General features: G+C 37.4%; 18 protein-coding genes. 10 read left to right on the top strand and 8 right to left on the bottom strand.

Annotated features, from left to right (window positions below):
* The first annotated feature begins 787 nt into the window (after window positions 1–787).
* Together EL17_RS03150 and EL17_RS03145 are read left to right on the top strand one after the other, a co-directional pair.
* A complete protein-coding gene (locus tag EL17_RS03150; RefSeq protein ID WP_035069995.1) occupies window positions 788–2,623 on the top strand; it encodes an ABC transporter ATP-binding protein in 1,836 nt (611 codons plus the stop codon).
* Complete coding sequence (locus EL17_RS03145; protein WP_035069993.1) at window positions 2,610–3,746, top strand: glycosyltransferase WbsX family protein; 1,137 nt, start codon at window positions 2,610–2,612, stop codon at window positions 3,744–3,746. Before EL17_RS03150 ends, EL17_RS03145 begins: the two co-directional genes overlap by 14 nt.
* A 52-nt stretch (window positions 3,747–3,798) precedes the next feature.
* On the opposite strand, the gene EL17_RS03140 is transcribed toward EL17_RS03145, so the two are convergent.
* Window positions 3,799–4,689, bottom strand: a complete 891-nt coding sequence (locus EL17_RS03140; protein ID WP_051719782.1) for a glycosyltransferase — start codon at window positions 4,687–4,689, stop codon at window positions 3,799–3,801.
* Between the two features lie 766 nt (window positions 4,690–5,455).
* Between EL17_RS03140 and EL17_RS24460 the strand changes: the two genes are divergently transcribed.
* A complete protein-coding gene (locus EL17_RS24460) occupies window positions 5,456–5,674 on the top strand; it encodes a hypothetical protein (protein ID WP_449371674.1) in 219 nt (72 codons plus the stop codon).
* A 266-nt stretch (window positions 5,675–5,940) separates the two neighbouring features.
* On the opposite strand, the gene EL17_RS03135 is transcribed toward EL17_RS24460, so the two are convergent.
* The 3 genes from EL17_RS03135 to EL17_RS03125 form a co-directional block, all read right to left on the bottom strand.
* Window positions 5,941–6,861, bottom strand: coding sequence for a glycosyltransferase (locus EL17_RS03135; protein WP_035069991.1), 921 nt, complete (start codon window positions 6,859–6,861; stop codon window positions 5,941–5,943).
* Between the two features lie 55 nt (window positions 6,862–6,916).
* The gene (locus EL17_RS03130; RefSeq protein WP_051719781.1) at window positions 6,917–7,813 is read right to left on the bottom strand and encodes a glycosyltransferase; all 897 of its coding nucleotides are present in this window, start codon (window positions 7,811–7,813) and stop codon (window positions 6,917–6,919) included.
* Window positions 7,814–7,877: 64 nt separating this feature from the next.
* A complete protein-coding gene (locus EL17_RS03125) occupies window positions 7,878–8,696 on the bottom strand; it encodes an FkbM family methyltransferase (protein ID WP_035069989.1) in 819 nt (272 codons plus the stop codon).
* A gap of 198 nt (window positions 8,697–8,894) precedes the next feature.
* On the opposite strand from EL17_RS03125, the gene EL17_RS03120 reads away from it, so the two are divergent.
* Together EL17_RS03120 and EL17_RS22500 are read left to right on the top strand one after the other, a co-directional pair.
* Entirely contained in the window at window positions 8,895–9,698 is an 804-nt protein-coding gene (locus EL17_RS03120) for a M48 family metallopeptidase (RefSeq protein WP_035069987.1), read from the top strand.
* A gap of 276 nt (window positions 9,699–9,974) precedes the next feature.
* Entirely contained in the window at window positions 9,975–10,727 is a 753-nt protein-coding gene (locus tag EL17_RS22500; protein ID WP_051719780.1) for an energy transducer TonB, read from the top strand.
* Between the two features lie 468 nt (window positions 10,728–11,195).
* Here the strand turns inward: EL17_RS22500 and EL17_RS03110 are convergent, their stop codons facing one another.
* Window positions 11,196–11,999, bottom strand: a complete 804-nt coding sequence (locus tag EL17_RS03110; RefSeq protein WP_035069985.1) for a 3'-5' exonuclease — start codon at window positions 11,997–11,999, stop codon at window positions 11,196–11,198.
* Window positions 11,999–13,360 carry a UDP-N-acetylmuramate--L-alanine ligase gene (locus tag EL17_RS03105; protein WP_035069983.1) on the bottom strand — a complete coding sequence of 454 codons (1,362 nt, stop codon included), beginning with the start codon at window positions 13,358–13,360 and terminating at the stop codon, window positions 11,999–12,001. Before EL17_RS03105 ends, EL17_RS03110 begins: the two co-directional genes overlap by 1 nt.
* A 360-nt stretch (window positions 13,361–13,720) precedes the next feature.
* On the opposite strand from EL17_RS03105, the gene EL17_RS03100 reads away from it, so the two are divergent.
* Together EL17_RS03100 and dnaB are read left to right on the top strand one after the other, a co-directional pair.
* Window positions 13,721–14,377 (top strand): HAD family hydrolase, encoded by a 657-nt coding sequence (locus EL17_RS03100; RefSeq protein WP_035070190.1) that lies wholly within the window; start codon window positions 13,721–13,723, stop codon window positions 14,375–14,377.
* Between the two features lie 174 nt (window positions 14,378–14,551).
* Window positions 14,552–16,135, top strand: a complete 1,584-nt coding sequence (dnaB, locus tag EL17_RS03095) for a replicative DNA helicase (RefSeq protein WP_035069981.1) — start codon at window positions 14,552–14,554, stop codon at window positions 16,133–16,135.
* Between the two features lie 285 nt (window positions 16,136–16,420).
* Here the strand turns inward: dnaB and EL17_RS03090 are convergent, their stop codons facing one another.
* Window positions 16,421–17,602: an aspartate aminotransferase family protein gene (locus EL17_RS03090; protein WP_035069979.1), complete on the bottom strand. Its 1,182-nt coding sequence runs from the start codon at window positions 17,600–17,602 to the stop codon at window positions 16,421–16,423.
* A gap of 40 nt (window positions 17,603–17,642) precedes the next feature.
* The gene (locus EL17_RS03085; protein WP_035069977.1) at window positions 17,643–18,536 is read right to left on the bottom strand and encodes a class I SAM-dependent methyltransferase; all 894 of its coding nucleotides are present in this window, start codon (window positions 18,534–18,536) and stop codon (window positions 17,643–17,645) included.
* A gap of 135 nt (window positions 18,537–18,671) precedes the next feature.
* Between EL17_RS03085 and EL17_RS03080 the strand changes: the two genes are divergently transcribed.
* The 3 genes from EL17_RS03080 (at window position 18,672) to EL17_RS03070 (ending at window position 23,187) form a co-directional block, all read left to right on the top strand.
* A complete protein-coding gene (locus EL17_RS03080; RefSeq protein ID WP_164674932.1) occupies window positions 18,672–19,361 on the top strand; it encodes a hypothetical protein in 690 nt (229 codons plus the stop codon).
* Window positions 19,362–19,583: 222 nt separating this feature from the next.
* Window positions 19,584–22,742, top strand: coding sequence for a PKD domain-containing protein (locus EL17_RS03075; RefSeq protein WP_051719779.1), 3,159 nt, complete (start codon window positions 19,584–19,586; stop codon window positions 22,740–22,742).
* Between the two features lie 196 nt (window positions 22,743–22,938).
* Window positions 22,939–23,187: a hypothetical protein gene (locus tag EL17_RS03070; RefSeq protein ID WP_035069974.1), complete on the top strand. Its 249-nt coding sequence runs from the start codon at window positions 22,939–22,941 to the stop codon at window positions 23,185–23,187.
* Window positions 23,188–23,444 lie beyond the last annotated feature (257 nt).

Below are 23,444 nucleotides of genomic sequence, written 5' to 3'. Positions count from 1 at the left end.
CATGTATTGTGCTGAAATATGCAGGGCAGCAGTCTCATTTATGATCAAAGAAGATGAATTTTCTACAGAGATATGTAAAATTTGTGCTGAAATATGTGAAAATTGTGCTCAAGAATGTGATAATTACCTAAGTATTCCCTTCCAAGAATGTGCGGCTGCATGTAGAAAATGTGCTACAACCTGTAGACAGATGGCGGCATGATCCTGTAGCATTTTTACGAATGGGAAAAAATGCTACAGGAAAACGGGCAATATCAAGGGTATTTGTATAACTTATAAAATTGAGCATGCAGCAAACTTCACACAATGGGATGATTAAACATGAGTGAAATCTTCAGCACGGGGGAAGATATGACCTTTGAAAGCAAAATTATATTCTATACGTTGAATAGGCTATCATAATGATTTGCTTATCAGGCTAAACCAGATAAAGGTGGATTCAGAATTTAATTTTTAAGCCATGCTTTCTAAATAAAAAAATAAACATTTCTTGATTCAATTACTATAAAAGTGATTTTTTGATTGAGTAGTTCTTATGAGTTAAGGATTTCCGTCCAGAGCTGTAATTGATGGAAATTGCTAATTTCTTTAGAAGTGTGTAGCAGTATAAAATATATAAAACCATTCAAAACGTAATTCTTTTACCTATTTTTGTGTATTCATATTCATCTTACATAGGTGCTGTGATCATATGTATTATTAAATGGATCAATAAATAGTATGGTCCTGTTATTCTTGCCTATCCTTATCAATCATCTCAGGGCTGCTCCTGATATTTGCATAATTAATGAAGACCTATTTTAGATTACTTTCCTTTGCCAAGCCAATAGAGAAATTTGCTATTCCTTATTTAATTTTTACAATATTAGGAGTGATTTTCAATACCTTGAATCTGGCATTATTGGCCCCTTTGCTAAATACGCTATTTAATACCGAAGGCGCAGAAGTGGCGCCCAGGCCTGAAAACTGGACTAACGTAATAGGGTATTTTAATTATTATGCACAGCAGGCCAATCTGGAGTTCGGTGCTTTGGGGGCATTGAAAGTGGTATGTGCTACCATAGTGGTATCTGTACTTCTGGCTAATGTCTTCCGCTACCTGTCACAGCGGGTGATGGAAAATCTACGCATTCATACCTTACTGAATCTTAGAAGGACAGTATTCGATAATGTAATGAACATGCATGTCGGCTTTTTCAGTAATCAGAGAAAAGGCGACATTATTTCCAAAATTGCCTCGGATGTGCAGGTGGTCCAATACAGCGTCACAGGTACACTTCAGGTGGTATTCAAAGAACCATTACAATTATTGGCCTATATAGTAATGCTTTTTATAATCTCTGTGGAGCTTACCATATTTTCTATGTTGATCATTCCTATTTCCGGATTTGCCATAGCTAGGATAGTGAAGCGGCTAAAGGCCCAGGCTTCAGAAGCACAGCACATGCTGGGCGTGATGATCAGTTATTTGGATGAAGCGCTATCGGGTATTAAAATCATTAAAGCATTTAATGCTACGGATAGCATCAAGAATAAATTTCATACAGAAAATGAGAAGTATTCGGAGCTGAACAAGAAGATGGTAAAGCGCCAGCAGTTGGGTTCACCGGTCTCGGAATTTCTGGGGGTGACCATGGTGGCTCTGATTGTGCTATACGGGGGTTCACTGATTATAGATAACCAGTCCCAGCTAAACCCCTCCGAATTTATCGCCTATATTGCTATTTTTTCTCAGGTAATGCGTCCGGCCAAAGCCATCACAGAATCCTTCAGCACCGTTCATTCAGGCATAGCAGCAGGAGAGAGGGTACTTCAGCTGATAGATGAGAAGCCGGAGATCAATGATGCCCCTGGAGCCAAAGTATTACCCCATTTTGAAAAAGAAATAAGACTTTCATCGGTGTATTTTTCCTATCCGGGCAGGGAGGTTTTAAAAAATATTAATATAATAATCCCAAAAGGCAAGACAGTAGCGCTCGTCGGTCCGTCAGGGGGAGGAAAGTCTACCCTAATGGATCTCATACCACGATTTATAGAGCCACAGGAAGGGACGATCACACTGGATGGACATGATATCACGCAGGTAACCATGGATTCATTAAGAAAGCATATAGGAGTAGTAAACCAGGAGTCTATCCTGTTTAATGATACGATCCGAAACAATATAGCTTTTGGCAATCCGGATGCCAGTATGGAGGAAATAGTAGCGGCGGCCAAGATAGCCAATGCACACGATTTTATCCTGCAGACAGAAAAAGGATATGATACCAATATAGGGGACAGGGGCATGAAGCTATCCGGTGGTCAGAAGCAGCGACTATGTATAGCCAGAGCGGTACTGAAAAATCCGCCCATTATGCTGCTCGATGAAGCCACCTCGGCACTGGATACAGAATCAGAGAAACTGGTACAGGATGCACTGAATAAGTTGATGCAAAACCGTACATCACTGGTAATCGCCCACCGGCTGAGCACTATCCAAAACGCGGACATGATTATCGTCCTCGAAGACGGAAAAATTATAGAGCAAGGTACCCACCAGGATCTATTGTTAAATGAAGGGATCTACCGGAAACTGGTAGAGATGCAACAATTCACATCAGAAGAAAATGAGCAATTTTAAAAAAACTGACATTAAACCTATTGCCCTATATCTGCCTCAATATCATCAAATCAAAGAAAATGATGAGTGGTGGGGTGAAGGATTTACTGAGTGGACAAATGTAAAGAAAGCCTCACCGGTATTTGAAAACCACTATCAGCCGCATGTCCCGCTTAATCGTAATTATTACGATTTGACGGACGTAAATGTGATGGCTGATCAGGCTAATCTAGCTAAACAATATGGGATCTATGGTTTCTGCTTTTACCACTATTGGTTCAATGGCAAACTTTTACTAGAAACCCCGATACATCAGTGGCTAGATGCTCAGGAAATCGATTTTCCATTTTGCCTTTCTTGGGCCAATGAAAACTGGACAAGAAGGTGGGATGGCAAAGAAAAAGATATTCTAATAGAGCAAAATTATTCTGATGAAGATGATCTTGCCCATATCCATTACCTTATTCCCTTCTTTAAAGATTCCAGATATATTAAAATAGATAACAAACCTGTTTTTCTTGTTTATCGCCCTGAAATACATCCCAACATAAAAGAGGCAACTATTATTTGGAGAGAAGAAGCGAAAAAAGCCGGTTTTGAAGATTTATATTTAATCCGAATGGAAAACTTTAAATGTGAATCAGATCCTATGTCCAGTGGTTTTGATGCAGGTATGGAGTTTGCTCCTGATGTAACTATGCAGGGTAAAAAAATCCATAAGAAAAATATGGTAAAATACCTTCTCCATAAATCTCTCCATGTTTCAGGTATTAAGCAAAATGGAGTTTATGAAAATGGGGTATATGATTATGTGGAGATGATGGAGAATATGACTCAGAGAGAGATTCCAGACTATCCTTACTATAGATGTGCCTGTCCATCCTGGGATAATTCTCCAAGGAGAGACCAGCACGCCAGGATATTCATAAATTCAACACCCGATAAATTTGGTTTATGGGTCAAGAGACTAAGTAAATATACCGCTGAGCACTTTGAGACAAATAAACAATTTCTTTTTATAAATGCATGGAATGAATGGGGAGAAGGATGCCATTTAGAACCCGACGAAGAGTTGGGTTATCAAAACCTGGAGGCATTACGGGATAATATACTAAATTTTAAAAAATATGAAATAAAGTATTAAGTAAGCTGCAAGTCAATTGTAATTTATGGAGTAATGCGATGTTATCTATTATTTAATTATTTGGTTTTTGTTTCAAATAAAAAATCCTTACTATTCTGTAATACATTCTTAAATATACAAATAAATTTAATTTTCTTAATTGGCCCAAGTTTAAAGCTTCAATAGCTTCCTCTGCTGTAGTATAAACTCTCATCAATTCAGCTAAGTTTTTGAAAGATTTTTTTTCACAGCGAACCTTTTCTTTTTTAGATATTTCGCCTATTGTAATTGGTAAAACTTCCTGCCATTTTCTGTGTAATATCATCGTATCTTTTATCCAACTATAATCAGTATGCCCTTCTGAAAAATGTTCTATTAAGATATCATATGTAACTGCAACTTTATAGTGGCGACCAATGGCGAAGGAAATGTCTAAATCATAACAGTGAAAGCCTTTAAATGTGGTCTCATCAAAAGGTATTTCCTTTAATATGGATTTTTTACTTAATAAGAATACTCCATCTAAGCACGCCACCTGGGAGATGGATTCTTTTTCTGTATTCCAGTATTGAGTTACGGGATCTTGGAGGGTCCTTTTAAAATGTTGTATGAGATTTATTTTAATATGTTTCACCTCTAATCCAAGTGCCCCCCATCCGGAAGGCATTCTTGGTTTGTGCCTACATCCAGCTACACCTACAAGACCCATTTTAGGATCTTGAAAAATTTTTAGAATCGTTTTCCCCCAATCCTGAGTAGTAATTAATACATCTTCATGCACAAGACAAATATGTTCAAATTTTGCTTTGTGAACTCCTTCATTGTAGACGGCAGTCAATCCTTTCGGATTAACTTTGTTTTCGATAGCTATAATTTCGTAAGGTACACCTATAGTATGTTTAATATTTTCGGAAATTGTAGCCAGGTAGTGGGGTCGGATTGAGCAAATAACTATACTGATCATGATAAGACTGGGATTTTAGACGATCATGCAAATTTAAACAATTATATTTATATGATAAACTTAGGTAAATTTTATTAATCCTTTTTTATTATTAGGTTTAGCGCATTTATAAAAATTTTTAGCAAGCTGCGTATCAATATCGGCTAACTTTTACCCTTTTTGGGATTTGGTCATCATTTATTTTATGAACGATTGGGTAGGAATAATATTTATTTGAAGAGTAATACTATAGTGAAAATTGATTTATCTATTAGAATTTTATATCAACCTTGTATTCTAATTTATTAAATATGTAATTATAGATACTATAAAAGCATTTAGTATAGAAAAAGTAATGTTTACAAAATTTAATTGTATTATAAATTTTATATTTTTCATTTAAAAATAGTTTTAATATAGGATGTTTAAATTATGTATTTGTTGAATGATAGGTTACGGAGTTTAAAATTAAAGTTGCTAAATATAATATATAAAAAAATATAATAAAATGGTGTGGTATGTATTAGTTTCGTAATATTTATATATCAAAAACGGGATATTTCATTTATGTTGAATATTGTTAAATAATATTTTTAAAAAAAAATGTAAACAAGTTTCCTTTAATAATTCAAACTATATGAAAAATATAAATTATCAAATCATTTTTATGCAATGGCTTTTCACTTCTTTCTTGTAATCTTAAAAATGGGATCCTTGAATCAAATGATATGATACAAGTTAAGTAACTTCCTCTGCATAATTATCGTATGGAAGAGATGAGCCAACTGTGCCAGGATATAGTCGTGAAGGTATTGTGTTTTATGCCTATCCTACTGCAGCGACAGGGAGAATTGCAATGCACCAATTATACATTCAGCCTAACAATACAAATTTTAACCATTTTTATACTACTAGAGTAAGTGAAAGAGCAACTGCATTAATTAGGGGTATAGTCAAGCGATCATACCTTTTTATGTTCCTTTATAATGAAAAAATAATCAAGTAACATAAATAAATATCGTATCATGTTAAGGCTAGCTATATTATTTGGTAGCCTTAATGTGATTTGAAATATTTTATGATGTTAATAAAAATAATTCAAGTAATTAATTTTTTAAGAATAGAAAATGTTATAATTATAAGTAATAAAAGTATATTTTTTTATAAATATAAATAATGTAGTGATTAAATTAAAGCTATTGATATACTTTATTTGTACTCAATCTTGTAATTATAAATAGATAAATGATTTTATTGAAATTAAATAAATAGTTAAAGAATTTGATAAAATAATTTTTTGTTATTTATTTTTATATTTAATATTTTTTTTAGATAATAAAAATATATCTTTGAAAATAGCTTTAAACTCATGTATGGAGATGCATAACTGTTTAATATCATCTGAAGTATAACTTTTTTTGAATACTTATAAGCTATCATTTTATCGATAATATTTTTAAAAGCTACTTTTTCTGCTTTAAATATTTCTGCTGTATTAATTTGCGGCAGGTATTTAGGTAGATGAGCATTCCATTTAGAATGTACAGTTAGAATAGCATTCAACCATTCTTTATCAAAATTTCCTTCTGATAAATGTTTAATTAGGATTTCAAATGTAACTACTATTTTGTATTCTTGTATTACTGAGAGGGAAAAATCTATATCATAACCATGAAAACCTTTGAGTAATTTTTCATCGAATGGATATTTTACAGCTACCTCTTTTCGAGTACAGAACCAAACTCCATCTACAGCCACAACTTCGTTTAATTTTTCTCCTGTAGGATTATTGTTAACTAAATAATCAGATTTATTTTGATATTTGTACCCCTGAACCATGTAATGAGAAGTCTTATAAGGGTTTTGTAATTCTTGGCAATCCCATCCCGATGGAGCTAATGATTTATAACCTCCTCCGGCTATTCCAACTATGCCAATGCTCTGATCTTGTAATATATTAATGCATTTCTGTCCCCAATCTACTGATTTGAATATGACATCTTCATGTACGAAGCAAAGATAATCGTAATTGGCCTTCCTTACACCTTCATTGTATACAGCCGTAATTCCGCGAGGATTGTGATTATTATTTATAGCAATGATTTCATTTCGAATGCCAACTGTATTATCTATACTCTCTGTTACTTTTTTAAGATTTTCAGAACTAACTGAACAAATTATAATGCTGATCATGTGAAAATTTATATTTAAATTAAAATCAAAATAGTTATAATTTGATTTAGGCCATTTATTGGAATATTTTTCTTTCCAAAATCCTATGGGGATAATAATTGAACAGCATTATTCTCATTCTTAGGTAAGCGAGGTAATTTGATTTCTTAATCCCACTAAGTTCCAACGCATAAAATGCTTTAGGGAATAAAGAAAACTTCTTGCAAATTTTTAAAAAATTTTTGAAGGTTCTAATTTCTAATCTCATCTTTTCGATTTTCGATATTTCACCTATAACAATAGGTAGTTTTGAACCCCATTTTTCATGTAATACCAGCGTACTGGTAATCCATTCTGCGTTTAAGTTGCCCTCGGATAGATGTTCAAGTAATATATCATATGTAACTGCAACTTTATAATGTTGGCCAATAGCAATAGATATGTCTACATCATATCCATGGAACCCTTTTAGATTTACTTCATCAAATGGTATTTTTTGCAAAATACTCTTTCGGCTCGCAAAAAATAATCCGTCTATGCAGGCTACATGTGATAATGATTCGTTTTCAGAATTGATATTTTGATGAGTTTTTGTCTTATTTGAATATTTAAAATGCTGAATCATATTGATTTTAGTAAATCTACCAGTTGTCCCAGGCCTCCATCCTGAAGGAATCATGGCCTTATATTTACTGCCAGCTACACCAATTAATCCAATATCTGTATCTTTAAATTGCTCAATAATTTTCTTGCCCCATTCATTAGTGCAAAAGTTAACATCTTCGTGAACAAAACATAGATGTTCGTATTTTGCTTTAGCTACTCCCTGATTATACACAGTAGTAATACCTTTAGAATCATTTTTATTATTGAAAGCTATTAATTCATATGGCACTCCTATTGTCTGATCAATACTTATAGTAATGGCCGAAAGATAGTCTGGATTTATAGAACAAATGATAATGCTTAACATAGTGGTATGTTAATTCTATTATATATTTTATTAAACGATGTTCTTTATCATTGAACACTTTGGATTAATTATTTTTGTAGCAAAATATGGTAATGGCCATGTCAAAGTTTTCACAGAGCATGTTTTTATCGACAAAAGGTTTTCGCCTGGCACTGGATTCTTTGATGTGGTATTTGAACCCTTCTTCCTGCATCTGGGCCAAGAGTTCATGGAGTGTCTGGGGTTGATGGATATGATTGTGGTATTCGAAAAACAGATGTTGCACCTGTCCCAAATGTCCCCTGCATGCTTTGAGTACTTCTACTTCTGCTCCTTCTATGTCTATTTTAAGAAAGTCTACTTTATCGCTAAGGTAATCTTTCAGTATTACTGTTTCTACTTTTTTGATGGGCTGATCGGATTTCTTATACACATTGTTCACCCTGCCACCCATGCCGCCGTCAGAATGAAAAGTCAGTGTTTCTTCTTTGGTCCAGACAGCTTTTTGATACAGCCTCACATTTTTTAACCCAAAAGTCTTGACGTTTTCTTCCAGTACTTTGAATATGGCTTCCTCTGGTTCGAAAGCTATGATTTCATGATCAGGATAGTTTGAAGAAAAATACAATACACTTAAACCCATATTGGCACCACAGTCCAAAATTATCCCACCACCATTTACTTTAGGATTGAACTTATAGAGTTCGTCCACAAATAGTTCTCTATAGGTGGCTAAAAAACTCGGCGCATCATGAAATTTAAATGGTTTGGAGAAAATATTAGTATATCCAACAGTAAATCGAGGAAGTCTGGTCAATCTATGCAATTCATCACTTTCGTTTTCTTTAAACTTAGAGTGCTTAGTAATAGTAAGCTTTCTGTAAAATTGTTTAAAGATTCCCATGATTTATAAATTTTATCTATTGACATTAAATTTTAAATATAATAGAATTTAGAATGAATTCGTACAGTTCTAGGTAGATAAAATGTAATTTTTATGTATTTGGTTAAGTGATAACCACTTTTAGGTCATTAAGGAAGGTCATGTTTTAATATGGCACTTTTTTTGGTAATCCGATAGATATTAAATCATGTACACTTTATGACCAAGAAAATACTAATTCTCCTAACGATGGTTCTTATTATTGACGGATGCGCCAGGGTTCCCCTCAGCGGCAGAAGGCAGTTAAGCATTGTCGGAAACTCTGAAATTCTACCCATGTCCTATGATCAGTATAGCCAGGTAATGGCAGAAAGTAAAGTAGTAACCCAAACACCTGAAGGGCAACAGGTCGTAAAAGTAGGAAACAGAATAGCTAAAGCAGTAGAAATATACCTTAATGAACAGGGATATTCAGATGAGTTAAAGGGTTTTGCGTGGGAATTTAACCTTTTAGAAAGTGATCAGATAAACGCTTGGGCAATGCCAGGGGGTAAGGTAGCTTTTTATACTGGGATCATGCCGATCACCCAAGGTGAAACCGGTATAGCGGTGATCATGGGCCATGAGGTGGCGCATGCCATTGCAAACCATGCCCGTGAAAGAATGTCTCAGGGACTGGTCGCTAATGGACTTCTAGGAGGGCTTCAGGTAGCTATGGGACAGAATCCTTCCCTCACCCAGACACTTTTCCTTCAGGCCGTAGGATACGGAGGTCAGGTGGGTATGCTTAAGTTTTCTAGGGATCAAGAACTGGAAGCTGATGAACTCGGTCTGACTTTTATGGCGATAGCCGGTTATGATCCAAGAGAGGCGCCAAGATTTTGGGAAAGAATGGAGGCTCAAGCTGGAGGTGGTTCAAGGCCACCAGAATTCTTATCCACTCACCCCGGTCCAAATAGAAGAATAGAGCAGCTGAATAAAATGATGCCTGCTGCTATGGAGTATTATAATAGAAATAGATGAGAAATAGGTCTGATGATTTAAAAATTTTTGGAAGTAAAACATATAAATCCTCACTGGTGAGCTAAAATAGATAGAAGGATAAAAAATCCGAAAATCGATATAATAAAACAGTATATAACAGTAAAAAGAAAAATTTGCTAACCTGAGAATGCCCCACTGATGTGGGGTATTTTTTTTTGCGGTTTATTGAGTTTCAAAATTGGAAAAGCTTTTTAACTTTGATCCAACATATTTTAGGCAAAGGAAAATTTTTACTTTAGGCATCCAATTCAGATTATGAAAAGATCATCGATTATACTAACCCGCTTTTATTTTTCTATCATTCTATTTACAGTAATTTCCCCCCTCTCAGCACAGGAGATTATATATCTGAATAAATATAAAGTTCCGATCAAAGATGTAAAGGCTTATGAACCTGTATATTTTAAAGTGACTACCGAAGATTATGGAAAATCAGTGGCCAAAACATACTGTATGGATTCCACTTTAATCCACGAGAAACATACCCTTAAATCCGCAGTAGATAAAGAAGTGACCGTGTATGATGCGGATTATTATGGGACAGGAAATATTCGAAGGCTTCTCGAGTTAGTAGATGATAATAAAACCTTTGTTCAGGAGTATTATGAAAACGAAACCCTCAAAAGCAAAAAGCTCCTGCTCAGTGAGGAGGTTATAGAAGAGGCATATTTTGATGAGGAAGGCAAGTCCCGAAGTAAAATTGAAGAAGAGCAACCTGTGCCATTTGGTGGGATGGAAGGCTGGAATAAGTATTTGGCCAAGAATTTAAAATATCCCAAAGAGGCTAGAAAGAGAGGGGAGCAGGGGATAGCTTATCTTTTCTTCAAAGTGGACGAAGAGGGTAAAATGCAAGATGTAGCTATCATTAATCCGGAAACTATTTCTCCTCATTTGGCAGCAGAGGCCATAAGGGTTTTAACTGCCTATCCTTATTTATGGGTTCCAGCTAAGGTAGATGGTAAAGCCAAAAATGTGGAAATGAGATTCCCACTTCATTTCCGACTGTAGAGAGATTGCATATTTTATTAAGAATTACATATCATTAATCTATCCCGTTAGAGTTTTCACTATAAATTTCGATTTACAAATATTCGATATTCTTAAAAGAACCTAAACCTAAGTTCAGATCGGCTTATCTAAGATTACCGGTCTTAATTTTAAATAACAGATACTTAATTAAAGGCTCTATACTGAAATGTATCAGACTTTAAATAGGGTAGATTGATAGAGAGGGTTTTATCCACCCTGCTTATTCAAGCTCAATTATTTTACTTCTCCTCCTGGAGCACCTTACTGATCTCTAGTTAGGTTGCCATTATTATTGCTTATGGTACCATCAGTATTCAAGGAGTCAAATCAGTTCTGGCCAATGAGGTGACCAGTTGAAATCGAATCAGTGAGATTTATGACTTATGATTGAGGATTTATGAATCCAGATTATAATCTACAATCTGAATTCATAAATCAAAAATTATTCTACCTATTGAAATTCCTAAGCTTCACCTGTGTGAATTTTCTTTTCGTATCCAGTGGGAAGTCTCCTTTCATCATCCAGTCATAGTAGCCTGGCTCTTCTTTAATTACCTGTGCTATGGTTTTACCTTTGTGCTTGCCGAAGTTAAAACATTCAACTCCCTCATCATTGAAAATAAACCTCCCTGCCAGATCTACCATTTTTTCATTCAGTAGGGCATGGAGTTTTTTGACATCGTTTTCTATTATTCCTAGTTTGTTCCCCTGTAGATCTTCGGCCACCTGACCCTCATACTTTTCTATCTGGGCAGTAAATACTTTATAGGTAGCTATGGTATCCGCTTCTGCACTATGCGCATTTTCTAACATCTCCCCACAATAGAACTGGTAAGCTGCAGCCAGATTTCTTTTTTCCATCATGTGAAAAATCTTTTGTGCATCCAGCAGGTTTTTCTTTTCTATATCAAAATCTATCCCTGCCCTTAGAAATTCCTCCACTAAAAGGGGAATATCATATTTCAATACATTAAAACCAGCCAAATCAGCTCCCTCTAAAAACTGGTAAAGTTCTTTGGAGGCTTCCTTAAATGTCGGCGCATGCTTTACATCCTCATCGTAAATTCCATGTATAAGAGACACTTCCTTTGGTATAGGTATGGTAGGGTTTATTCTCTTGGTGAGTATTTCTTCTTTTCCGTTTGGATGTACTTTTACTATACTGATTTCTACTATTCTATCGGTGGAAATATTGATGCCGGTAGCTTCTAGATCAAAAAATGCAAGGGGTGTTTTAATGTTTAACTTCATTATTGATTAAATTTATTTTTAAGAATAGTAAGGTCCATGTCATCATAATTTCCAGAACTCATCATTAACAGATTGGAATTTTCATAGGACTTGCTCTCCAGATGATCCTTAAGATCACCAATTGATGTAAAAAGTATTAAGTCTTCTCTCCCAAACCCTTTACGAAGGGTATGTTCATCCATGAGTTCTAGCTTTTTCAAAGATACAGCTTTTGGGTTTAAATATATAATAGCTTCATCTGCTGCATCAAAGGTATGTGCATAATTATGCAGAAAATCTTTATTAAGTGAACTGTAAGTATGCAGTTCCTGGACAGCCACCAGATTTCGCCCTGGGAACTGTGCCTTTACCGCTTCTACTGTAGCTTTTAACTTTGAAGGGGCATGGGCAAAATCTCTATAGAAAATGCCGTGATTAGATTGTGCCACTATTTCCTGTCTTTTGGCTGCCCCTTTAAAATGGCTGATGGCATCATAAAATCCTGCCTCATTTACGCCTATGCTTTTGCATATTTCCAGAGCTCCCTGCAGATTTTGAAGATTGTGCTCCCCAAATACAGCAATGGCTAACCTACCCTCTGATGTAAGCAAATAGGTTATGCCTTCTTCTATTTCATATGGATGCGCTTCATAAGGTGTAGAAGTGAACCTTCTAGGGGCATTTTCACCCAAATTTTTAACCTCAGGATCTTTGGCACAATATATAAATTCACCGCCATCAGGTGTCATGCTTACGAGCATTTTAAATTGCTCAAGATAATGGTCAAATGTGGGAAAAACATTGAAGTGGTCCCAAGCTATCCCACTCATCAACAAAACATGGTGATGATAATGAAAGAATTTGGGTCTTCGATCCATAGGAGAAGTGAGGTATTCATCCCCTTCTATGATAATTATGGGTGCATCAGAGAGTTTTACCATTAAATCAAACCCTTCAATCTGGGCGCCTACCAGATAATCAAAATTCAATCCATGAAACTTAAGCACATGTAGGACCATGGAAGTAATGGTGGTCTTTCCATGGCTACCGGATATAACTATTCTCTTTTTTTCTTTACTCTGTTCGTAAATAAATTCTGGAAAAGAATATATAGGTAAATTCAGCGCTATAGCCCTTTGCAGTTCGGGATTATCCTGACGGGCATGCATGCCCAGGATGATACCATCTAGACTTGGATGTATTTTGTCTGGAAACCACCCTTTTTCAGAAGGAAGTATGCCCGCCTGCTGTAATCTGGTCCGCGAAGGCTCATAGATTTCATCATCCGAACCCGTAACTTTGTAACCTTTGGCTGCCATTGATAAGGCAAGGTTATGCATGACACTGCCACCTACGGCTATAAAGTGATAATTTTTTGACATATGGATCTGTTTGGGATTCAAAAATAAGAAAACATTCTACAAAATGTATCAAATTAAGAGGGTGATGAATGAGATTAGGGATAAGTGATTTTTATTCCTGCCATTAAAGATTATAGGTCCAGTAAGAATGTTCGATATTAATATTATAAGGATTTATGTTGGTGATAATATTGTACAATAGCAATCTCTGCACCACTCTCTGTATTATGGTTTATATTCGGTATATATGTGGTAGAATTCAGTATTTATATGCTGTTCTACATAAAATATATCAGGACGTGCCTGCTATTTTCTTTCCTTTTTTTTGCGAGAAACTTTAATTACTGCCAACTTCGCAGATCAAACCTAATCAGAACCAATATGAACCAAGCAGTGATATTCGATATGGATGGTGTGATTTGCCATACCAATCCTACCCATGCAGATGCCTTTAGGAAATTTTTCACTAAATATGGGATTGAAGCCGATGAAGCAGATTTTAAAGCGCACATGTACGGCAAAAATAACAGTTATATCATGTCGCACTTTTTCGGAAGGGAAATAATGGGATCAGAACTTCAAGCATTAGAATTTGAGAAAGAGTCATTGTTTAGAGATACCTATAAACCTATAATGGAAGCGGTGAAAGGGTATATGGATTTTCTGTATGCGCTCAAGGCAGAAGGTTTTAAAACCGCAGTTGCTACATCCGCACCGTTGGCTAACCTGGAGCTCATCAGTGGTGGACTTCAACTAGGTGGGCTGATGGATTCATTTATGTCCAGCGAGGACGTGAAGGCTCATAAACCAGATCCAGAAGTTTATCTAAAAACAGCTGCTAACCTTAATGTTGACGCTGAGCAGTGTGTGGTGTTTGAAGATTCTTATTCGGGAGCAATGGCTGGATTAAATGCAGGAATGAAAGTTGTAGCCGTGCTGACTTCCCATAAAAGGGAAGAATTGCCTGAGTGCCATGAATACATCAATGATTTTACCGAAATATCTGTACAAAAAATCAAAGCTCTTTTAGAAAAATAGACCGGGCTATTGAACTTTGATCATGTGTTTTCTTTTCTTAGGTTCAATAATATTGAATACTTATGTTTATCTATTAGGCTTTGGCGTTGAATAGTAAGACTTTAAACAGATTGTTGATAAGCAGGTGCATAAGTTGTTTAAAATCTTTGGGCCAAACCTACTACATTTGTTACTATGGCAGAGAATCAATCCTATAATAAAGACTGGAGTCCATCCAAAAGAAGTGCGGGTATAAAACAATCCATAGGTGTCGGCAAACTGCCGCCTCAAGCTGTTGATCTAGAAGAGGCAGTCCTGGGAGCCCTTATGATTGAGAAAGATGCGCTTACAGCAGTGGTGGATATTCTCAAGCCTGACAGTTTTTATAAGGATGCCCATAAAGTCATTTATGATGCTATTCTTGAGCTGTTTAATAAATCAGAACCCATTGATCTACTCACGGTCACCAATCAGTTAAGGAAAAACGGAAAGCTGGAGATCGCCGGTGGAGCTTATTATATCACCGAACTGACCTCCCGTGTTTCCTCTGCTGCCAATATAGAATACCACGCCCGGATCATCACAGAGCAGGCTATGAAGCGTGATATGATCCGGATATCATCTGAAATCCAACGCGATGCCTATGAGGACACTACGGATGTATTTGAGCTCCTGGATAAAATGGAATCCTCCTTGTTTGAAATATCGGAAAGCAATATCCGTAAGAATTATTCGGATATGAAGTCCATCATGCGTGAGGCTATCCTGGAGCTTGAAGGCAAAAAAGGGCAGAAAGATGGCTTGACAGGTGTGCCAAGTGGCTTTACTGCTTTGGACAGGGTGACTTCCGGCTGGCAGAAAGCAGACTTGGTCATAATAGCAGCCCGTCCCGCTATGGGGAAAACTGCTTTTGTTCTTTCGGTTTTAAGAAATGCCGCAGTGGATCACAATAGGCCTGTAGCCATCTTTTCCCTGGAAATGTCATCCGTACAGCTGGTCAACCGTCTGATATCCTCAGAAGCAGAATTAGATTCAGAAAAAATCAAGAAGGGGAATTTGGCAGACTACGAATGGGAGCAACTGATTCATAAAACAAGTAAGTTATCTTCTGCACCTCTATTTGTAGACGATACACCAGCGCTTACCATACTGGAACTTAGGGCGAAATGCCGTAGGCTTAAGGCTCAGAGTGATATTCAAATGATCGTAATAGATTACTTACAGTTGATGTCCGGTGATTCCAAAGCTGGTGGAGGAGGGAATAGAGAGCAGGAGATATCTAGTATATCAAGGTCACTCAAGATGATCGCAAAAGAACTCAGTGTGCCGGTGATAGCACTTTCACAGCTTTCCAGGGCAGTGGAGACTAGGGGTGGGGATAAGCGGCCACAGTTATCAGATCTGAGAGAATCAGGTGCCATTGAGCAGGATGCAGATATTGTCATGTTCCTATATAGGCCTGAATATTACGGCATCACAGAAGATGAGGATGGAAACAGTACGGCCGGGGTAGGTGAAGTTATCATAGCCAAGCACCGAAACGGTTCTTTGGAAAATGTAAAACTTAGATTTATAGGTAAGTACACGAAATTCTGTGATCTAGAAATGAATGTGCCTTACCAGCCTCAGGAAGCGCTTTACGGCAATAAATTTCCAAGTAGTGTAGGAGGAGGAAATAGTTTTGATGAAAATACTACGATTAGGTTGCAAAGTAAAGCAAATGGGAATGATGACTCCTTTCCAGGAGGCTTTGGCAATAATGAACCGGCACCTTTCTAATAGGTCTCCAAAAATAGAAAACCAGAGTCCAATCCTATGTAATCACAGCGTGAATTTTAAAAATGAACGATAGATTTGCGAAAGTATAGATTTATATTAGATGGCTGTTAGTTGACGCGTTTAAACATGTAGGCGGGGTAGGTAATAGATATTTAATGTTTTAAGTAAGACTTTAATAATCCATTTTAAAAATAGACTTCCTGTCTTTTTCCTTTAACCTGTATAAGTACTCTGACTTACGCTTGTCGTCTGTGTATATTTATAGGACTTCTGCTCTCTGGTGTTTTAAGCTTCATCTATAGCTTGGAGTATGAGTGTACAGGCTTCATTGATCTGCTCCTCCGTGATGATCAGAGGTGGTGCCAGGCGCATGGAGTCATCACAGAAAAGAAACCAGTCTGTGACCACTCCAAGGCTTATGGCTTTATCGATGATCGGTTTTAGCACTTCAAAGGACTCGAACTGCACGGCCATCATAAGCCCTTTATTCCTTATGCTGATGATCTTATCATGAACCAATAGATCCCTAAAAAGTGCTGCTTTTTTCTCTACCTGCTCCACTACCTGGGCCTCTTTCAGTACCTGTATAGTAGCCAATGAGGCTACGGCACTTACTGGATGGCCACCAAAGGTAGTGATATGGCCCAGCAGCGGATTGCTTTTAAAGTGGCCCATGATTTCTTTAGAGGAAATAAATGCCCCTATAGGCATTCCTCCTCCCATCCCTTTTGCGCATACTAGGATGTCAGGTTGGATACCGAAATGTTCAAAGGCCCAAAATTTTCCGGTCCTTCCAAAACCGGCCTGAATTTCATCCATGATCAGAAGTGTCCCTGTTTCATTACACCTTTTTCGTAAGGCTTTAAAATAGGATGCATCGGCTACCCGTATACCTGCTTCTCCCTGGATGGTCTCTATGATGATAGCTGCCGACTGCTCGGTGATCAGATCCAGGTCATTTTCGTTTCCATAAGCTATATGTGAGATCCCTGGTAGCAATGGTCTATATGATCTTTTAAAAATTTCATTCCCACCTACAGAAAGTGATCCGTGAGAGGATCCATGGTATGCATTTATACAAGAAATAATTTCACGCCTGTTGGTATATCTTTTCGCCAGTTTTAAAGCTCCTTCTACGGCCTCACTGCCACTGTTGACCAAGTAGACATTATCCAGTCCATCGGGAAGGGTGTGTACCAAAGCTTCCGCCAGCTTAGCCTGAGGTGTTTGGACATACTCCCCATAGACCATTAAGTGCAGATATTTGTCCAATTGGTCTTTGATAGCCCCGATGACCCTGGGATGTCGGTGGCCTACATTACTAACCCCTATTCCCGATATCAGGTCTATGTATCGTTCATTATTAGGTCCATACATATAGATTCCTTCGGCTTTTTCTATCTCAATTAATAAAGGAAAGTCAGTAGTCTGGGCAAGATGGGATAGGAAAAGCTGGCGATTGTTCATGTTTGGTATTTAATATAATGGTAAGTCAGTAAGGTCTGATTTATTTTCTAAATCTGTAGAATATTCCCAGTGGAAGCTTTTTGTGGAAATGATCTTCTAGATACAGCTCTCCCTGCTCGGGATTATTTATTTCTTTAAAGTTGGACTTAACCAGATTGGCTGCGATGATGCTGGAAAAACTAAGAGAGTACATGTTCAATATGAGGAAGTGATGCTCAGGCTCCAGTATTTCTGCACAAAGCTTAAGCATTTCATTTATCTGCTCTTCGAGGATCCATTTCTCCCCATCCGGGCCTCTGCCGTACGCAGGTGGGTCCAGTATGATTCCATGGTATTTATTTCCTCTTCTGACTTCACGTTTGATGTATTTCATGGCGTCATCTACCACCCAGCGTATGCCTGACTGTCCGGAAGCCTCCATGTTGTGCCGGGACCAGGTGACTACCTGTTTGACTGCATCCAAATGAGTAACTTCAGCCCCTGCTGCCTTGGCGGCTACCGAGGCTGCCCCGGTGTAGGCAAAAAGATTGAGAACCTTTGGGTTTTTGACTGGCATCTGGCTAAGACTTTCCTGGATATAATCCCAGTTTACCGCCTGCTCGGGAAATAATCCGATATGTTTGAAAGAAGTTAAAGCCAGGTTAAGCTTAATATTAAGACCAGAAGGGTTGCCATAGTCTATCTGCCAGTTATGGGGTATCTTTTTCAGCTCTTTCCACTGACCCTTTTCCGGATTATTTTTCTCTTTGGCAAAATGGGCGTGTGCCTTTTCTCTCCATTCGGCTTCTGTCATGCTCCTGTCCCAGATCGCCTGAGGCTCTGGTCTGCTGATGATGAACTCGCCAAACCTTTCCAGTTTTTCAAATCCTCCGCTGTCTATCAGTTCATAATCCTGCCAGTGTGTAGGGGTAAGGGATAAGATTATTTCTTTCATGCTGCAAAAATAAGCAATAATGTACAGAATGAAGATTTAGTGCTAAATATTCCTGCCTTTTATCTGTTATTCCATTGTTTAAATATCAACTATAATGTATATTTAGCATAGGTAGGTCATTAAATTAAGCTAATTATGATGAAACTAATACTAGTACTTTGGGCATCCATTCTGGTGATCCCTGCTGTAGCCCAGTCTGATCCTCATAATATTAATTTATTTCAAAATTTCGGGGACAGTAGAAACCTCTATATTGGCTTAATGCCGAAATCCAGTGGGACTAAGGGCACGCCTTTCATATTTGATGAAATGCCAAAGGGAGATCTCATCATGGCCAACGGTAAGATTCATGAAGGGGTATATATCAACATTTTACCGGATAAAGCTGAAATATTTATTCGCAGTGATGAGGCTGAGGATGCCAAGGTAATAATCATGGATAATAAAAGAGTAGGTAAAATTATATTTAATACAGAAGAAAGAACTTTTATGCCCTTGGTGGTGGAAGATAAAAACCAGATAGCAGAAATTATCTATGAAGGTGACCAAAAGAAACTCATAGCCCTACATGAAAAGAAATTCAATAAAGCAGAAGTAGGTGGCGCTTACAATTCAGGTCCCAAATATGATACTTACCAACACATCGTCCGTTATTTTATGATCAATCCCTCGGGGGAGGAAGAGATAAAAAATAATAAAACAGGTTTAAAAACTTTGGGTAAGGACAATTGGAAAACCCTTCAGCAGTTTGTTAAAGACAATAATCTCGACATGGGTGAACCTGCAGACCTGCGTAAGATTTATATACACGCGCTGGACTTATAATATATTTTATCTTGAGCAATAAAGCCAGTTTCATCACTCTGAATTAAAAAAGATGTATTTCGTTCAGGAATGCTTTTTTTTTAATGCCCTATCAAAGCAAAAGTTTGGAACCAGGTAATAAAATACATTTGTTATCTGACGTACAACAATTTGTGAAGGATATATACGGTTTTTGAAACTTTTATCATTATATTGTTTTGGTAATGTATTCATCTTCTCAAAATGAAATCAGTGAGGTCATTTTTTACTTCAGCGTTTTTCATCACGCTGTTTTTTTTAAGTCTGCATTCGATTGGACAAGTTACAACTGTAGGCAAGGAATTTTGGGTAGGTTTTATGGAAAATCACCCTCAGGGTCAGTCTTACGATATGGCTATAATAGTCATATCGGCTAATGAGGCGACTACTGGAACCATAGACCTCAGTGGCATACAGCCCGGAAGGGTAGAGAACTTTACTTTGGCTGCAGGTCAAAATTATACGCTGAGGCTTCCTTCCACTCAGACTGATTTTTTACACCGAACTTCCGGTGTTATAGAAAACAAAGGAATATTTATTCAATCTGAAGGAAATATTTCGATATATGCTTTCAATGAAAGGGCCAGAAGTGCAGATGGAACGGTGGTATTGCCATTACAAAGCCTCGGGAAGGACTATTGGATTACATCCCATTTTGAAGTGCTTCCAAATATCCAGGATTATAATCAAAATTATCATAACCTAAACGCAGATAATGAATCCCTTATGCTGGTAGTGGGTGTAGAGGACAACACCTTGGTGCAGATCACTCCATCTGTGCAAACGGTAGACAATAAGTCAGCAGGAGTACCTTTTACTATTACATTAAATGCCGGACAAAGTTATCAACTGAAGGCAAGAGGAGATCTTACCGGAAGTAGGGTGAGTGTGATAGGAGCTGAAGCATCTGAGTGTAAAAATATAGCGGTATTTGGAGGAAACAAATGGACAGGGATAGGGGAATGTGGGTTTGCTAATGACCATCTTTTTCAGCAGATGTATCCTACCAATACTTGGGGAAGTGAATTTATACACATACCATTGGCGATACGCACCTCTGGTGAACTGGTAAAAGTACTGGCTGCGGAAAACGGAACTCAGGTAACCATTGACGGTGTACCCATGGATGTACTGAATGCTGGACAGTATAAAACCTATGATTTTAACAGCAACGGTTTAAAAGAGATAAAATCTTCCAAGCCAACGTCAGTTACTGTTTTTGCTAAAAGTCAGGAGTGCAATAATATGAATTTGGGCAATTATAACCAAGGAGATCCCTTTATGATTTTATACAGCCCAAATGAGCAGATGTTGCAAAACGTCACTTTTCAGGCGATGAATGTGGTAGCGATAGATAATAACTTTGTTTCTATTTTAGTAAAGACAGCTTCGAAAGACAACACGGTATTGGATGGGAATAATATCGGTAATCAATTTAAAGTGGTTCCAGTAAATCCCACATATGCATATGCTATCATTAATATTTCAGGAGGTAGTCATGTATTATCCAATACGGATGGTTTTATAGGGTATGTATATGGTTTTGGATATTTGGAATCTTATGGCTATTCGGTAGGTGCGAGTCTAAACAACCTTAATTTTGAAACAAAGAGTGAATATGAATTTGATGTATCCGGTTCTCAGGTGGCTTGCCTGAACCAAGAGGGTACATGGTCCATCATACCTGAAAACGAAGATTTTCAATTTTTCATGTGGGATTTTGGGGATGGCTCTGCCGTAAAAGAGGGTAAAGATATCACCCATACCTATACCGAGTTAGGTAAACATACTATTAAAGTTATAGCTGCTATATCAGAAGAATCCTGTGATTCCCAGGAAGACATTACTTTTGAGATTGAAGTGTTTGAGAGTGAGTTTAAGATCGAAGGGATAAATAAAGTATGCCCTATGGTGGAGGAGCATTGGTACCAAGCTGAGGAAATCATAAATGTGAACTCCATAGAATGGACCGTGGAAGGTGGAGAGATCATTGAATACGAACCTTACCGCGTGTTGGTGAGATGGGGCGAAGCTAACGAGGAAGCGAAACTCATAGGGGCAGCTATTGGGCAAAACGGCTGCGTAGGTCTGCCGGTAGAGTTTTTGGTTCGTATAAATTTAGTCATTGAACCCGAGCTTCCAGTGGGCCCTGATCAGATTTGTTTTGACCCTGATATAGGTCATGCCTATCAGGTAGATATACCTGTAGCCAATAGGGCTTATGAATGGTTTGTAGAAGGGGGAGAGGTCATCGGATCCAATGAAGAGTATGTAGTTCAGGTGAGTTGGGACCAGCCAGGGATTACCGGGAAGGTATGGTATAGGGAATATAGTGAAAATGATGCGCTATGTGAAGGGTTTTCAGAAGTACTGGAAGTTGAGGTGTATGAGGCTATACAGCTGACGCTATTAGAAAAAACTGACGTCAAATGTAATGGAGGTGATTCTGGTGAAATTATCCTAATGGCTACAGGAGGAAATGGTATGCTCTCTCTGGAGTGGTCCCATGATAAAAATATACTATCACCCCAGGCTGGTAACCTTATCGCAGGGGTATATGTAATTAAGGCTAAGGATGGATTGGGCTGTGAAGCACAATTAGAGGTTAAGATCAATGAACCATTATTGTTGGAAGCTGCGCTAATAAGGAAGGAAATGACCAGTTGTTTTGGACGAGAAGATGGTCAGGCCACCGTTTTGCTCAGTGGTGGTTCTCCTCCTTATAAAAGTGCTAATGGCAATATTCTAGTCAATGATGATATGCTTACTCTAACTGATTTACCGATGGGAATGCAAAGTATTGCTTTTTTAGATGCATTAGGATGCGAGGTAAGTATTTCTTTTGAGATCGAAGCACCTCTTCCGTTGGATGCTGAAGTGAGGGTGTTGAAGCCTGCCTGTCCCGGAGAGGCAGATGGAGAGCTGATGGTGTTGCCTACAGGTGGTAAGGCTCCTTATTTATATACCTGGGATTATCTTCAGATGGAAGGTGATGAACTTATAGGTGTACCAGGAGGAGAATATACAGCTACTATAGTAGATGCTTCTGGATGTTTGAGTTTTGGTACAGGTATGATCAATGAAGAAGCTCCAAAAGTTAGGATGCCTACAGGATTCAGGCCAGGAGATGGTGGTGTTAACAGCTTATATGAAAGTGTATCGAATTGTTTGATAGATTATCAGTTAGTGGTATATAACCGATGGGGGGAATTAATATATAATGGAAGTAAAGGTTGGGACGGTACCGTAAACGGAGTCGAGGTTTTGCCGGATGTTTACACTTACGTAATCAAATATCATTACTTTATGGATGGGCAGACCTGGGTGAAGGAATTGAGGGGTATATTTACCTTGCTAAGATAATTTCTTTTCTTTACATTGGGGAAAGAGGATTTTCAAGCTAACATTTTAAATATGCTAAAAATACAGAGGGGTAAAAGCCGGAAATTATGAAATGTTTTAAATCAATAAACTGAATATTTTGTATTTAATAAAAATTATATCTTGTTTTGTTATATAAATAAAACAAGAATTACTTTCAACCAAAACCAATATCATTATGTCTGATAACATTTCCGAAAAAACGATAACTGCGACCTTAGAAAAACTTGAAAAACTTAAATTGGGTGGAGATCTACATGCAGAGCTGTCTTGGTGCTGGAATAGCTACCGCGCTGATAATAATCCTGAAGGAGTCATAGAAAAAAGCAAAGAAGCTTTAGAGCTTTTCAAAACCAAAAGGGAGGAAAACAGTAGAGCTGTATCTAAAAAACTAGTAGATGATTTAGAAAAAATAGCTTCGAAATAAATTTGTCCTTTTAATAGCAGCCGTTGTAATAAGCATAGTATATTTTACGGGCAAAAGGAGGCAGTTTATACCTTTACTGGGCTATTTTATTTTAAACCATGGGTATATTCACCCATGGTTATAATAAATAGATGCTTTTTCAGTATATAGAATCTGGTCACTCCATAAATTTATTAAGAGAACAGGTTATGGATATAACCTTTTTTGATTTTGTACATTCCACTTTCATGGATAACCTAATTTCATTGGATTTCGTG

Origin of the sequence: Anditalea andensis, assembly GCF_000714815.1 — a bacterium.
GTDB lineage: Bacteria > Bacteroidota > Bacteroidia > Cytophagales > Cyclobacteriaceae > Anditalea > Anditalea andensis.
This window is presented reverse-complemented; position numbering and strand designations above follow the sequence as displayed.

Bases quoted from the DNA above. Each gene is read 5' to 3' on its own strand.
- EL17_RS03150 (WP_035069995.1), top strand. From the start codon at position 788: ATGAAGACCTATTTTAGATTACTTTCCTTTGCCAAGCCAATAGAGAAA.
- EL17_RS03145 (WP_035069993.1), top strand. From the start codon at position 2,610: ATGAGCAATTTTAAAAAAACTGACATTAAACCTATTGCCCTATATCTG.
- EL17_RS03140 (WP_051719782.1), bottom strand. From the start codon at position 4,689: ATGATCAGTATAGTTATTTGCTCAATCCGACCCCACTACCTGGCTACA.
- EL17_RS03135 (WP_035069991.1), bottom strand. From the start codon at position 6,861: ATGATCAGCATTATAATTTGTTCAGTTAGTTCTGAAAATCTTAAAAAA.
- EL17_RS03130 (WP_051719781.1), bottom strand. From the start codon at position 7,813: ATGTTAAGCATTATCATTTGTTCTATAAATCCAGACTATCTTTCGGCC.
- EL17_RS03125 (WP_035069989.1), bottom strand. From the start codon at position 8,696: ATGGGAATCTTTAAACAATTTTACAGAAAGCTTACTATTACTAAGCAC.
- EL17_RS03120 (WP_035069987.1), top strand. From the start codon at position 8,895: ATGACCAAGAAAATACTAATTCTCCTAACGATGGTTCTTATTATTGAC.
- EL17_RS22500 (WP_051719780.1), top strand. From the start codon at position 9,975: ATGAAAAGATCATCGATTATACTAACCCGCTTTTATTTTTCTATCATT.
- EL17_RS03110 (WP_035069985.1), bottom strand. From the start codon at position 11,999: ATGAAGTTAAACATTAAAACACCCCTTGCATTTTTTGATCTAGAAGCT.
- EL17_RS03105 (WP_035069983.1), bottom strand. From the start codon at position 13,360: ATGTCAAAAAATTATCACTTTATAGCCGTAGGTGGCAGTGTCATGCAT.
- EL17_RS03100 (WP_035070190.1), top strand. From the start codon at position 13,721: ATGAACCAAGCAGTGATATTCGATATGGATGGTGTGATTTGCCATACC.
- dnaB (WP_035069981.1), top strand. From the start codon at position 14,552: ATGGCAGAGAATCAATCCTATAATAAAGACTGGAGTCCATCCAAAAGA.
- EL17_RS03090 (WP_035069979.1), bottom strand. From the start codon at position 17,602: ATGAACAATCGCCAGCTTTTCCTATCCCATCTTGCCCAGACTACTGAC.
- EL17_RS03085 (WP_035069977.1), bottom strand. From the start codon at position 18,536: ATGAAAGAAATAATCTTATCCCTTACCCCTACACACTGGCAGGATTAT.
- EL17_RS03080 (WP_164674932.1), top strand. From the start codon at position 18,672: ATGATGAAACTAATACTAGTACTTTGGGCATCCATTCTGGTGATCCCT.
- EL17_RS03075 (WP_051719779.1), top strand. From the start codon at position 19,584: ATGAAATCAGTGAGGTCATTTTTTACTTCAGCGTTTTTCATCACGCTG.
- EL17_RS03070 (WP_035069974.1), top strand. From the start codon at position 22,939: ATGTCTGATAACATTTCCGAAAAAACGATAACTGCGACCTTAGAAAAA.